The 12,651-nt window shown below is 59.2% G+C and carries 11 protein-coding genes; 9 read left to right on the top strand and 2 right to left on the bottom strand.

Annotation, left to right across the window (positions count from 1 at the left end; genetic code table 11):
* Nucleotides 1–115 precede the first annotated feature (115 nt).
* The 7 genes from BN1800_RS05220 (at nucleotide 116) to BN1800_RS05250 (ending at nucleotide 7,572) form a co-directional block, all read left to right on the top strand.
* Nucleotides 116–1,570 (top strand): homospermidine synthase, encoded by a 1,455-nt coding sequence (locus BN1800_RS05220; RefSeq protein WP_086995158.1) that lies wholly within the window; start codon nucleotides 116–118, stop codon nucleotides 1,568–1,570.
* A 110-nt stretch (nucleotides 1,571–1,680) separates the two neighbouring features.
* Entirely contained in the window at nucleotides 1,681–2,265 is a 585-nt protein-coding gene (locus tag BN1800_RS05225; RefSeq protein WP_244564439.1) for a GNAT family N-acetyltransferase, read from the top strand.
* A gap of 176 nt (nucleotides 2,266–2,441) precedes the next feature.
* A complete protein-coding gene (omp10, locus tag BN1800_RS05230; RefSeq protein WP_027508040.1) occupies nucleotides 2,442–2,804 on the top strand; it encodes an outer membrane lipoprotein Omp10 in 363 nt (120 codons plus the stop codon).
* Between the two features lie 208 nt (nucleotides 2,805–3,012).
* A complete protein-coding gene (locus tag BN1800_RS05235) occupies nucleotides 3,013–4,857 on the top strand; it encodes a 5'-nucleotidase C-terminal domain-containing protein (RefSeq protein WP_086995161.1) in 1,845 nt (614 codons plus the stop codon).
* A 126-nt stretch (nucleotides 4,858–4,983) separates the two neighbouring features.
* Nucleotides 4,984–6,018 carry a ferrochelatase gene (gene hemH, locus BN1800_RS05240; RefSeq protein WP_027508038.1) on the top strand — a complete coding sequence of 345 codons (1,035 nt, stop codon included), beginning with the start codon at nucleotides 4,984–4,986 and terminating at the stop codon, nucleotides 6,016–6,018.
* An 84-nt stretch (nucleotides 6,019–6,102) separates the two neighbouring features.
* On the top strand, nucleotides 6,103–7,113 hold the full coding sequence (locus BN1800_RS05245) for an SPFH domain-containing protein (RefSeq protein WP_027508037.1): 1,011 nt from the start codon (nucleotides 6,103–6,105) through the stop codon (nucleotides 7,111–7,113).
* Between the two features lie 3 nt (nucleotides 7,114–7,116).
* Nucleotides 7,117–7,572: an NfeD family protein gene (locus BN1800_RS05250; RefSeq protein ID WP_027508036.1), complete on the top strand. Its 456-nt coding sequence runs from the start codon at nucleotides 7,117–7,119 to the stop codon at nucleotides 7,570–7,572.
* Here BN1800_RS05250 and BN1800_RS05255 read toward each other — a convergent pair whose 3' ends face one another.
* Complete coding sequence (locus tag BN1800_RS05255; RefSeq protein ID WP_375714111.1) at nucleotides 7,573–8,571, bottom strand: KpsF/GutQ family sugar-phosphate isomerase; 999 nt, start codon at nucleotides 8,569–8,571, stop codon at nucleotides 7,573–7,575. It abuts the gene before it with no gap.
* A gap of 138 nt (nucleotides 8,572–8,709) precedes the next feature.
* Between BN1800_RS05255 and BN1800_RS05260 the strand changes: the two genes are divergently transcribed.
* Entirely contained in the window at nucleotides 8,710–10,293 is a 1,584-nt protein-coding gene (locus BN1800_RS05260; RefSeq protein ID WP_086995164.1) for an outer membrane beta-barrel protein, read from the top strand.
* Nucleotides 10,294–10,295: 2 nt separating this feature from the next.
* Here BN1800_RS05260 and galU read toward each other — a convergent pair whose 3' ends face one another.
* Entirely contained in the window at nucleotides 10,296–11,183 is an 888-nt protein-coding gene (gene galU / locus BN1800_RS05265) for a UTP--glucose-1-phosphate uridylyltransferase GalU (RefSeq protein WP_027508033.1), read from the bottom strand.
* 202 nt (nucleotides 11,184–11,385) lie between these two features.
* Here galU and BN1800_RS05270 point away from each other — a divergent pair, with 202 nt between their 5' ends.
* The gene (locus BN1800_RS05270) at nucleotides 11,386–12,609 is read left to right on the top strand and encodes a lytic murein transglycosylase (protein ID WP_086995167.1); all 1,224 of its coding nucleotides are present in this window, start codon (nucleotides 11,386–11,388) and stop codon (nucleotides 12,607–12,609) included.
* Nucleotides 12,610–12,651: the final 42 nt, after the last annotated feature.

Genomic DNA, 12,651 nt, shown 5'->3' on the forward strand with positions numbered 1-12,651 from the left:
GCTCTTTATTGTGACGCCGATTTATGATTAGAGCCGGTCACCTCGCATTTCTTGCGCCATTTCAGAAGAATCCTTAGAGGCTCATCGCCTTCGCCGCCTTCCACAGGAGAAAAGAATGACGGAACAGACCCACCCGGTATATGCCGAAATTACCGGTCCGATCGTGATGATCGGCTTTGGCTCCATCGGCCGCGGCACGCTGCCGCTCATCGAGCGCCACTTCAAGTTCGACAAGAGCCGGATGGTTGTTATCGACCCGCGCGACGAGCCGGCCGACATGGAAATCCTGAAGAAGTACGGCATCCTCCATATCAAGGAATATGTGACGAAGGACAACTACAAGGATCTCCTGAAGCCGCTTCTGACCAAAGGCGGAGGGCAGGGCTTCTGCGTCAATCTCTCGGTCGACACTGGCTCGCTCGACATCATGAAGCTCTGCCGCAAGCTCGACGTTCTCTATATCGATACCGTCGTCGAACCCTGGCTCGGCTTCTATTTCGACAAGAACATGAAGAATGCGGACCGCACCAACTATGCGCTGCGCGAAACCGTGCGCAAGGAAAAGGCAAGGAACCCAGGCGGGGCGACGGCTGTCTCCACCTGCGGCGCAAACCCGGGCATGGTGTCCTGGTTCGTCAAGCAGGCGCTGGTCAATCTCGCCAACGAGATCGGCGTGAAGTTCGAAGAACCGGATCAGCACGACCGCGAAGCCTGGGCGAAGCTGATGAAGAAGGTCGGCGTCAAGGGCGTTCACATCGCCGAACGCGACACCCAGCGCACCAAGCATCCGAAACCGCTCAACGTCTTCTGGAACACTTGGTCTGTCGAAGGCTTCATCTCCGAAGGCTTGCAGCCCGCCGAACTCGGCTGGGGCACCCATGAAAACTGGATGCCGAAGAACGCCAGGAAGCAGAAGAAGGGCTGCAAGGCCGCGATCTATCTGGAGCAGCCAGGCGCCAACACCCGCGTCCGCACATGGTGCCCGACGCCAGGTCCACAATACGGCTTCCTGGTCACCCATAACGAATCGATCTCGATCGCCGATTATTTCACGGTCCGCGACAAGGATGGCGAAGTCACCTTCCGCCCGACCTGCCACTATGCCTACCATCCGGCCAATGATGCGATCCTGTCGCTGCATGAAATGTTCGGCAACGGCGGTACGTCGCAGCCGGTCCACCACGTCCTCGACGAGGACGAGCTGGAGGATGGCATCGACGAACTCGGCGTGCTCCTCTACGGCCACGAGAAGAATGCGTACTGGTACGGCTCGCGTCTCTCGCTTGAAGAGACCCGTCGCATCGCGCCTTACCAGAACGCAACGGGCCTGCAGGTGACCTCCGCCGTTCTCGCAGGCATGGTCTGGGCCCTCGAACATCCGAAGGCCGGCATCGTCGAGGCAGACGAGATCGATTATAAGCGCTGCCTCGAAGTGCAACTGCCTTATCTCGGCCCGGTTGAAGGTCACTACACCGACTGGACCCCCCTCGATGGCCGCCCGGGCCTCTTCCCGGAAGACATCGATACGAAGGATCCCTGGCAGTTCAAGAACATCCTGGTCCGTTCGTAACCAGGAGATTCAAACTCGCATCAATGCCTACGCGGGGCGAGTGTAGTGGGGCGGCAGATAATCCGCTCCACTCCACATCCGAGAACGATCTTATCGGTAGGACGACAAGCGTGAAGGTCGCCAAGCGCGACGTCCCGACTTTTCTCGATTGGGAAATCCTATTTCTACATGGCACACTGCTGGGGCAACAGGCTCATAGAGAGGAACCCTCCGTGATCTCATCCAGACCAATGCGTGAAAGCGAATATCCGGCTTACCTCGATTATTTCATCACGGATTATGCCACCGAGATCTCGGCCAATTACGGTCTTTCCCGCCATGAAGCCGTGGCACAGGCCAATCGGGAAATTGCAAATGACCTGCCGCTTGGCGTCAACACGCCCGGCGAAGTCATGCTCTGTGTCATAGACCAAGCGTCGGAAATTGAGTTCGTCGTGGGTTATCTTTGGTATCGGCCCGACCCAGCGAAGCGCTTCGTATTCATCAAAGATTTCTATATCTTTGCAGAGCATCAGGGAAAAGGCTTTGGCAAGCGGGCGTTGAATACCTTGGAAGCCAACCTGTCACAGACAGGTTTCGAGCAGATAAGGCTGCGCGTTGCCGAGGATAACAAGCGCGCCAAGCATGTCTATGAGACAGCTGGCTTTCGCGTCACCGGCATTAATATGAGCAAGTCAATTAAAACGGAATGCTAATCATCAGCGCATCAGAAACTTCGCCCCAATTTGCCGGGCAAAGGCGGACATTTTTGTAACGCCTGCTGTGTAATTTCGCTTCATCGTTGCAGGAGACTTGCCATGGCGGCGGGCTCGGGCCATGTTTTTCAGGACTTTCGCGGATAGAGTCCGCTCCGAATCGCCGGGAGAACCATATGACGTTCAGAAACATTCTCGTCCTTGCGGGTGCAGCGGCAGCGCTTGCCGCCTGCGTCTCAGACCGCCCCATGCCGGTAGCGACACGCGCTGCGCCGACCGGCGTCGAGGGTTCCTGGGCTGATCCGAACGGCATCATTTCTACCTTCCAGGCCGGCACCTTCACCACCCGCACGACCGACAGCAACCAGCTGCTCGCGTCCGGCACTTACATTAACACTTCGCCGTCACTGGTCGAAATCAGCATGACATCGCTGGTTCGCAAGACGCAGTCGAAGGTCAATTGCGCGCTCGTCAACCAAAGTCAGCTGAACTGCACCTCGGATGCAGGTTCGCAATTCACGTTGACGCGCCGCATGTAATTTCCCAGCCCACCTTCAATGAAGAAGCTCCCTTCGCGGGAGCTTTTTTCGTTTTTGCCTTTTGGAAAGCACCTCGGGAAACACGGCTTTTTGCACTTGCGGTCGGTCATCGTTGATGAAAACATCCGCCCGCCGGGTAACCGCCAAAACGAATAAGGGAAGGGCGGAGCCAGGGGTACGGGCCTCGCCATCAAATCAGGAGAACAGGATGACCAAGTCATTTAGCTTCGGTCTGTTGACCGCATCGATGCTGGCCCTCAGCGCCGGCGCAGCCTTCGCGGACTACCAGCTCAATATTCTTCATATTAACGATTTCCATTCACGCATCGAGTCGATCAACAAGTTCGATTCCACCTGCTCGGCGGAGGACGAAGGCAAGAACGCGTGCTTCGGCGGCGCCGCCCGCTTGAAGACCGCGATCGACCAGCGCCGTCAGGCGCTCTCCGGCCAGAACGTCCTGCTGCTGAACGCCGGCGACAACTTTCAGGGCTCGCTCTTCTACACGACCTACAAGGGTACTGCGGAAGCCGAAATGCTGAACGCCATGAAATTCGACGTCATGACCGTCGGCAATCATGAATTTGACGACAGCGAGGACGGTCTCGCCGCCTTCCTCGACAAGGTGCAGTTCCCGGTCATTTCCGCCAACGTCCTTGCCGCCGACGGCGCGAAGGTCGGCGATCGCATCAAGCCTTCATTAGTACTCGATGTCGGCGGCCAGAAGATCGGCATCGTCGGGGCTGTGGCCAATGATACTGAAGAGCTTTCCTCTCCCGGCCCCAAGGTGATGATTGCCGAAGATGTCCAGACGATCACCGCCGCCATCGGGGAACTAAAGGCGCAGGGCATCAACAAGATCATCGCTCTCACCCATGTCGGCTATCCGCGCGATCTCGCAGCCATCGCCAAGATTGCGGATGTCGATGTGGTCGTCGGCGGCCACTCGCACAGCCTGCTTTCGAACACCGATCCGAAGGCGGAAGGCCCCTACCCGACGATGGTAGACAATCCGGGCGGCTACAAGGTGCCGGTCGTGCAGGCTGCCTCCTACAGCAAGTATCTCGGCGATCTCGTCGTCGACTTCGACGACAGCGGCGTCGTCAAGAGCGCCAAGGGCGATCCGATCCTGATCGACTCCTCCTTCACGCCCGACCCGGCCCTCGTTGCCCGTATCCAGGAGCTGGCAAAACCGATCGAAGAACTCCGCAAGAAGGTCATCGGCGCATCCGAAGCGCCGATCGAGGGCGACCGCACGGTTTGCCGCGTCAAGGAGTGCTCGATGGGCAACCTCGTCGCCGACGCCATGCTGGACCGCACGAAAAACCAGGGCATGCAGATCGCCATCCAGAACGGCGGCGGCCTGCGCGCCTCGATCGACGGTGGCGATATCACCCAGGGCGAGGTCATCACCGTCCTGCCGTTCCAGAATACGGTGGCCACCTTCCAGCTGACGGGCGCGGACATCGTCAAGGCGCTGGAAAACGGCGTCAGCCAGATCGACGAGGGCGCTGGCCGCTTCCCGCAGGTTGCCGGCCTGAAGTACAGCTTCGACAAATCCAAGCCGGCAGGCAGCCGCATCAGCGACGTCCAAGTGAGGGAAGGCGATGCATTCGTCCCGATCGCTCCCGCCAAGAGCTACGGTGTCGTCACGAACAACTTCATGCGCGCCGGCGGCGACGGTTATTCGATCTTCGAAACGGCCGGCAAGAACGCCTATGATTTCGGCCCGGATCTTGCGGACGTAACCGTCGAATATCTGGCGGCCCATAACCCCTACAAGCCCTATACCGACGGCCGCATAACGGCGCTCGCATCGGCTGAGGCTGCAGCGCCTGCGGCTCCAGCTGCGACGGCACCTGCTCCCGCAGCCACTGCACCTGCACCGGCTGCAACGCCGGCAAACCACGTTATCGCGGCAGGTGACACGCTTTGGGATCTTGCTAAGCAATTCTACGGTGACGGCGAACTTTGGAAGAAGATCTCCGAAGCCAACGGCAATCCAGACCCGCGCCGTCTGATGGTGGGCAAGGAGCTTCAGGTTCCCGCGAAGTAAGACGATTTGTCCCGAGCTTGAAAGCCGGTCCGGGGTTTCCCGGGCCGGTTTTTCTACTTATAGGGATGAGCCAACCGAGCCCGACTGCGCATGAGCGGGTAGAGACTATTAAGCGTTGGGGCCAAGATGACCATTGCAACTTCATACCTCCCGGCGGAGCATCCACCCGTCAAGTTCGGCAGGGTCGGTGTTCTTCTCGTCAATCTCGGCACGCCTGACGGCACCGACTACACATCCATGCGACGCTATCTGCGCGAATTCCTGACAGACAAACGCGTCATCGAATGGTCGCCGTGGAAATGGTATCCGATCCTCTTCGGCATTGTCCTTAACACCCGCCCCCAGAAGGTCGGTAAGGCCTACGAGACGATCTGGAACAAGGATAATAACGAGAGCTATCTGCGTACCTACACGCGCAACCAGTCCGATCTCATGGCCGCGCGTCTGAAGGACCTGCCGAACGTCAAGGTCGATTGGGCGATGCGCTACGGCACGCCCTCCATCGGCTCGCGCATCGACGCACTAAAGGACGAAGGCTGCGACCGCATCGTTCTTTTCCCGCTCTATCCGCAATATGCGGCAGCAACGACCGCGACGGTCAACGACAAGGCATTCCAGCATCTCTTGAAGATGCGCTGGCAGCCGGCGCTGCGGACCGTGCCGGACTACCATGACGATGAAACCTATATCGAGGCGCTCGCCAGTTCGGTGACGAAGCGTCTTGGGACGCTCGACTGGGAACCGGAGATGATCCTTGCTTCGTTCCACGGCATCCCACTCTCCTATTCCGAACAAGGCGATCCCTATTACTTCCAGTGCCAGAAGACAGGGCACCTGCTCCGCAAAAAGCTCGGCCTTTCGGAGGAGAAGTTCATGGTCACCTTCCAGTCCCGCTTTGGGCCGGAAGAATGGCTGCAACCCTATACGGACAAGACCGTCGAGAAGCTGGCGCAGGACGGCGTCAAACGCATCGCCGTCCTTAATCCGGGTTTCGTCTCCGACTGTCTGGAGACACTGGAAGAGATCGCCGAGCAGGCGGCTCACTCCTTCCACGCGAACGGCGGCGAGAAATTTGCGCATATCCCCTGCCTCAACGACAGCGACGACGGCATGCGCGTGCTGGAAAAAGTCGTGCGTCGCGAGTTGCTCGGCTGGGTCTGACGGTCGTCATTTCCCAATTGCAAAGAACATGTTAACTCACCACATCCGATGTTGTGGCGCGGCCTGCGCCGAGGGAGGGGTTTCATGGTCTTGGGCGGTTTCGATATCGTCGTTATTGCGCTCGTCGTCTTCGTCATCCTGGTGCTTTTTGCAGGCGTCAAGACGGTGCCGCAGGGCTATCGCTATACGATCGAGCGGTTCGGACGCTATACGCGGACGCTGGAGCCGGGCCTCAACATCATCACGCCCTTCATCGAGCGCATCGGCGCCCGCTTGAACGTCATGGAGCAGGTGCTCGATGTTCCTACCCAGGAAGTCATCACCCGCGACAACGCTTCCGTCGCCGCCGATGCCGTCGCCTTCTACCAGGTCCTGAATGCCGCTCAGGCCGCCTACCAGGTCTCCAATCTCGAAAACGCCATCCTCAACCTGACGATGACCAATATCCGTTCCGTCATGGGCTCCATGGATCTCGACGAGCTTCTGTCCAACCGCGATGCGATCAACGACCGGCTGCTGCGCGTCGTTGATGACGCGGTGCAGCCCTGGGGTATCAAGGTCACGCGCATCGAGATCAAGGACATCCGTCCACCGACCGATCTCGTCGACGCCATGGCACGGCAGATGAAGGCCGAACGTGAGAAGCGTGCCCAAATTCTGGAAGCCGAAGGTTCGCGCAACGCCCAGATCCTTCGCGCCGAAGGGGCCAAGCAATCGGCGATCCTCGAAGCGGAAGGCCAGCGCGAGGCAGCGTTTCGCGAGGCGGAAGCCCGGGAGCGTCTGGCCGAGGCCGAGGCCAAGGCGACAAAGATGGTCTCGGAAGCAATCGCCGCCGGCGATGTGCAGGCGATCAACTACTTCGTCGCTCAAAAATATACCGAGGCACTTACCGCGATCGGCTCGGCTTCCAATTCCAAGATTGTCATGATGCCGATGGAAGCCTCGTCCATTATCGGCTCTCTGAGCGGTATCGGCGCGATCGCTAGGGAGGTCTTCGGCGACGGCAACAATCCGCCCTCCCCGCCACGTCCGCGTCAAGTGCCGTCGCGCACGAACCCGCCGGTCAATCCCTTCAACCAAACCCCGGAGCGCTGACGAATGCTGGCACGCATCGTTGCAGAATTGGGACCATGGAGCTGGTGGATCGTGGGCCTGGTGCTGCTTGCCGCCGAGATGATCGTGCCTGGCTTTTTCCTCGTCTGGATCGGGCTCGCCGCACTCGCCATAGGCGTTCTGTCGCTACTGTTTTGGGATGCCGCCTTCTGGGTCTGGGAAACGCAGCTCATCCTGTTCGCTGTCCTGGCCGTTGCCGCGACACTCCTCGGCCGCCGGCTAACGCTTCGCCATAATGTGACTGACGAGCCCTTCCTCAATCAGCGGGGCGCAAGTCTCGTCGGCCGAACGGCAACGCTCTCGGAACCGATCGCCGAAGGCCGCGGCCGCATTCGCCTCGATGATACGATCTGGCGGGTGACAGGCCCGAACCTCCCGGCCGGAACGCAGGTGAAGGTGGTCGCAAGCAATGGCCGCGACCTGACGGTCGAGCCGCTCTAATCAGGCGACGCCGATCCGCAAGAGATCGTGAAAATGCACCAGGCCCGCCGGTCTGTTGTCGTCATCGATGACGATCAGTGCGCCGATTTGATACTGCTCCAGCAATGCCAGCGCGCTTGTTGCAAGCGCCGTCGGCTTCACGGTCTTCGGCGTGCGCGTCATGATATCGTCGACGCAAAGCTCGGACAGATTGCGTGTAAGGTTGCGGGCAATGTCCCCCTCGGTAACGATGCCGCAGAGCCGCCCGTCTTCCTCTAGAACGCCGACGCAGCCAAAATGCTTGCGCGACAGCACTTGGATCGCCTCCGGCATTGGCGTCCCCTTCGGCACCAGCGGCACGCGCTCGCCAGTGTGCATGACGTCGCCGACATGCGTCAGGCTGGCGCCGAGCTTTCCGCCCGGATGGAAGACATGGAAATCCCGCGCCGTGAAACCGCGCGCTTCAAGCAACGCGATCGCCAGCGCATCCCCGAGGGCGAGTTGCATCAATGTCGATGTCGTTGGCGCAAGCCCGTTCGGGCAGGCTTCCTGTTCGTTCGGGATCAGCAATACGATGTCAGATGCTGTCGCCAGCGACGAGCGCTCGCTGCACGTGAGCGCGATCAAAGGAATGGAGAATCGGCGTGTATAGGCAATGATGCTGCGCAGTTCTGCGCTTTCGCCGCCTTTGGATATGGCGAGGACAAGATCGTCCCTCGCGATCATCCCGAGGTCGCCGTGATTGGCCTCCGCGGCGTGAACGAAAAACGCCGGCGTGCCCGTCGAAGCAAGAGTAGCCGCCAATTTTGTACCAATGTGCCCGCTTTTGCCGACACCAGTCACGATGACTCGGCCGCTAATGCCGCCGATCGTCTCAACCGCTTGAGAAAAGGGCTCAGACAGGCCGTCGTTCAAGGCGCGTTCCAGCGCCTCAAGGCCGCGTCTCTCCGTCTCGATCGTCCGCTTGGCGGATTCGAGCACACTGTTTTCAACAAGTTTGACCGCTTTCCTCATGGCCATGCGTTAGCGCTTTTCATTTAAGGTGTCCACCCATGCCGCTTTGCAACCTGTGAACAGAGCGCTGTAGCCGAAACGAATGATTAACCACAAGGCTTTACGTTCGGGTAACAAATTGAGCATGCCACGCGCGGAATCCGGATGGCCAAGGAAAATGAGACGAGCAGTTTGACGCCGCTCCGCGCGACGCGTTTTGCCGTGTCTTCTATCGTTCTCTGCGCTGTGTTTCTTCCACCTGGCCCTGGGTTTGCTCAGTCCACGCAGAGCAGCATCAGCAGCGGCACATCCGGCTATTCGTCTGCATCCAGTTCGCAGCCGTATAGCGGTTCCTCGAATGCACAGCAGTCTTTTCCCGCCGGCAATGGCGCAGTCGATGATAGCGATATAGCAAATCCTTCCAACGATGAATTAATCAGCGGCACCTCATCCAACTCAGGTCAACAAGCCGGAACATCAACAACAGCCGGGGCAACGAATCAGGATCCGTCCGATGAAACGACCGGCTCCATCCTCGATGAGGAGATACGCCGCCTGAACACCCGCGAACCAGCGGTCGATGACAGGAGGGCGCCACGGAAACTGGAGGAAACCCTCTCGGCCCAGGAGACGGCGGGCATCCACGTCGGCACCTTCGTACTGCGCCCCTCCGTTACCCAGTCGATCAATACCGAAACCACGAAGGACGGCAGCACGAAGGAAACCCGTGCTTTCCTCGAAACCGATGCCTACGCAACACTGACCTCCGATTGGGCGCTGCATCAGCTCCTCATCACCAGCCAGGGCACATGGCAGCAGAATATCAGCGGTAGCGGCGAAGAGCAGCCCGCCTTCGACATCGACGGCGACCTTCGCCTCGACCTGCATGACGACACGGTCGCGCATATCAAGGGCGGATACCGGTTCTATCGCGAGGACACCGACGATCCCGACGCAATCGCCGATGCCGAGCAGCAATCGGACGTGCAGGAGTTTTCGGCGGGCGCATCCGTCGAGCGCGATTTCGGGATCTTGCGCGGTACCGCAGCACTCGATCTGACACGGACGATCTACTCCGACGCCGTGCTTTCGAACGGCACGAGGGTCTCGCTCAGCGACCGCAACCAGACGTCAGGCACATTGCGGACCCGCGTCGGCTACGAGCTTTCGCCCGCACTCATTCCCTTCATCGAGGCCTCCATCGGCACAACGGTCTACGATGAAACGCGGGATTCGGCAGGCTTTGCACGCTCCGGCGACAGCTACGGTGTCATAGCCGGCGTCGAAATCGATCTCGGAGAAAAGCTGAAAGGCGAAGTCGGTCTCGGCTACGAAACTGCAACCTTTGATGATAGCCGCCTCGACTCGATCGACACCGCAACCGTCGACGCAAACCTCCTCTGGTCGCCGCTGCGTGGAACCGACGTTCGTTTTGATCTATCGACCAGCATCCAACCTTCAACGACGGCTGGTCAGAGCGGTTATATCTCGCACGTGCTGACGACGGCGATCACGCATCAGCTGCGCGACAATCTTCAAGCAACGGTGCTGGGTGGGGTGACTTTGCGGGACTATCCGTCCGGCGGCAGCAGCGACGAGACGGTCTACACCGCGAGCGGCGGATTGACCTGGAACATCAACCGCTATCTCGATTTCACCAGCACGCTGGGATACGAGCTGACGACGCGGGATGTAGGCGCCGACTCGCAGCAATGGCGAGCCGGCGTCGGTCTCAAGCTGAAACGCTAGCCTCAAAGGCCTTTCAGCAGTGCCTTGAAACCGTCTTCGACGGTCGGGCGAATATCCGCACGTTCGAGTGCGAACGCCACGTTGGCCAGGATGAAACCATCCTTCGCGCCGCAGTCGTAGGTCGTGCCACGGAAGTGGTAGCCTGCAAAATCCTGTTCCTTGAGCAACTTCAGCATGCCGTCGGTCAGCTGGATTTCATTGCCGGCACCGCGCTCCTGCGTCTCGAGGATCTTGAAGATTTCCGGCTGCAGAATGTAGCGGCCGTTGATGAAGAAGTTGGAGGGTGCAGTGCCTTTGGCTGGCTTTTCGACCATACCAGTGATGCGGAAACCCTCGCCGATCGGTTCGCCCGCTCCCACGATGCCGTATCTGTGCGCCTGCTCCGGATCGCACTCTTCAACGGCGATGATGTTGCCACCGCTCTGGGCATAGAGATCGATCATGCCCTTCATGCAGCCCTTGCCTTCCACCTTCATGATCATGTCCGGCAGCAGCAGGGCGAAAGGTTCGTCGCCGACGATCTCTCGGGCGCACCATACGGCGTGGCCGAGGCCGAGCGGCTCCTGCTGACGTGTGAAGCTGACCGTGCCTGCTTTCGGAAGCTGATTGGCGAGCAGCGTCATTTCCGCCTGCTTGCTGCGTTCCTTCAGCGTTTGCTCGAGTTCGAAATGAATGTCGAAATAGTCTTCGATGATATGCTTGTTGCGGCCCGTCACGAAAACGAAGTGTTCAATGCCGGCTTCGAGCGCCTCGTCGATCACATACTGGATGATCGGTTTATCGACGACAGTCAGCATTTCCTTCGGAACGGCTTTGGTGGCCGGGAGGAACCGTGTCCCCAAACCTGCAACCGGAAATACCGCTTTACGAACTTTTTTCTGCTGTCCCACGTAGACCTCCTAGGGGGCTGGATCGCTTTTACACTCAAGCTATTTAGGGTGAACTAGATTAGAATCGCTACCGTTTTGCAAAGGATGACGGGAGAAGCCGGTCATGGTAAAGAATTTGTTGACTCCGTTCCGGTAGTGTCGGGTTTGGCCGGAAACCGCAACTCCGCCGCACGTGTAACGAAGATGACGGATACGACTGCCGATGGCCCAGAATCGCAAATACTCCCTTCATGGTCTTGCTCTCGCCCTCATTGTGACCGCTTCCGCAGGTCTGGCTCCCCATAACGCGGCTGCCGACCAGCGGTTCCAGAAGTGGATCGCGGACTTTTACCAAACTGCCGCGCAAAATGGCATCAGCAAGGCAACCTACCGGAAAGCTTTCGCAGGCGTGACTGAACCGGACCCAACAGTCCTTGAAAAGGCGGCCTATCAGCCGGAATTCAGGGCCAAGATTTGGGACTATGTAGACTCCCGCGTGAACCCCTATACAGCCGAGATCGGCCGCAAAATGGCCGCAAAGCATGCGGCAACCCTTACCGCGATCGAACGGCATTTTGGCGTCGACAAGAACATCATTCTGGCGATCTGGTCGATGGAATCAAATTATGGCGCCGTGCTCCAAAAGGACGACCGCCTACACTACGTGCCGCGCGCGCTGGCGACCCTTGCCTACGCGGACGACCGCCGCGCCAAATACGCCAAGAAGCAGCTCGTCGCCGCGCTGAAGATTCTGCAGAACGGCGATATCTCGGCCGATGGCATGACGGGATCCTGGGCAGGCGCCATGGGCCATACGCAGTTCATCCCGACAAGCTATCTGCTCTATGCGGTCGATGCCGACCGCAACGGTCATCGCGACATATGGAATTCCGTGCCGGACGCGCTTGCGACCTCCGCTAATCTTCTCGCAAAGAACGGCTGGGACACCGGCAGAACATGGGGCTACGAAGTCTCGGTTCCGGCGAGCCTGGCAAAGCAGGCCGGTAAGACGCATACGATCGCGCAGTGGGCAGCGATGGGCGTCACCCGCCCCAACGGCAAGGGTTTCCGCGACGGCTCAACAAGGGCCGTGCTGAAGATGCCGGCCGGCGCCGGCGGTCCCGGCTTCCTGATGACCGCGAACTTTTTCACCATCAAGAGGTACAATGCTTCCGACAGCTACGCGCTCGCCGTCGGTTTGCTTGCTGATGAAATCGCCGGTTATGGCGGCGTGAAGCAGCGTTGGCCGCGCCCGGACGGCACGCTCGACATGAAGGAAAAATTCGAGCTGCAAAATCGCTTGAAGACGCTCGGCTATTACAATGGCGAGGTCGACGGCAATTTCGGTTCAGGTTCGAAAGCCGCGATCTCGGCTGTTCAGGAACGCCTCGGCATGCAGGCCGATGGCGAACCTTCGCTCCCCCTCCTGAACGCGCTCCGGCGCTAGAAAGGAAAAATCCGCGACATAGATTTCATGAGAGTGGACGCC

The organism is Rhizobium sullae (assembly GCF_900169785.1).
GTDB lineage: Bacteria > Pseudomonadota > Alphaproteobacteria > Rhizobiales > Rhizobiaceae > Rhizobium > Rhizobium sullae.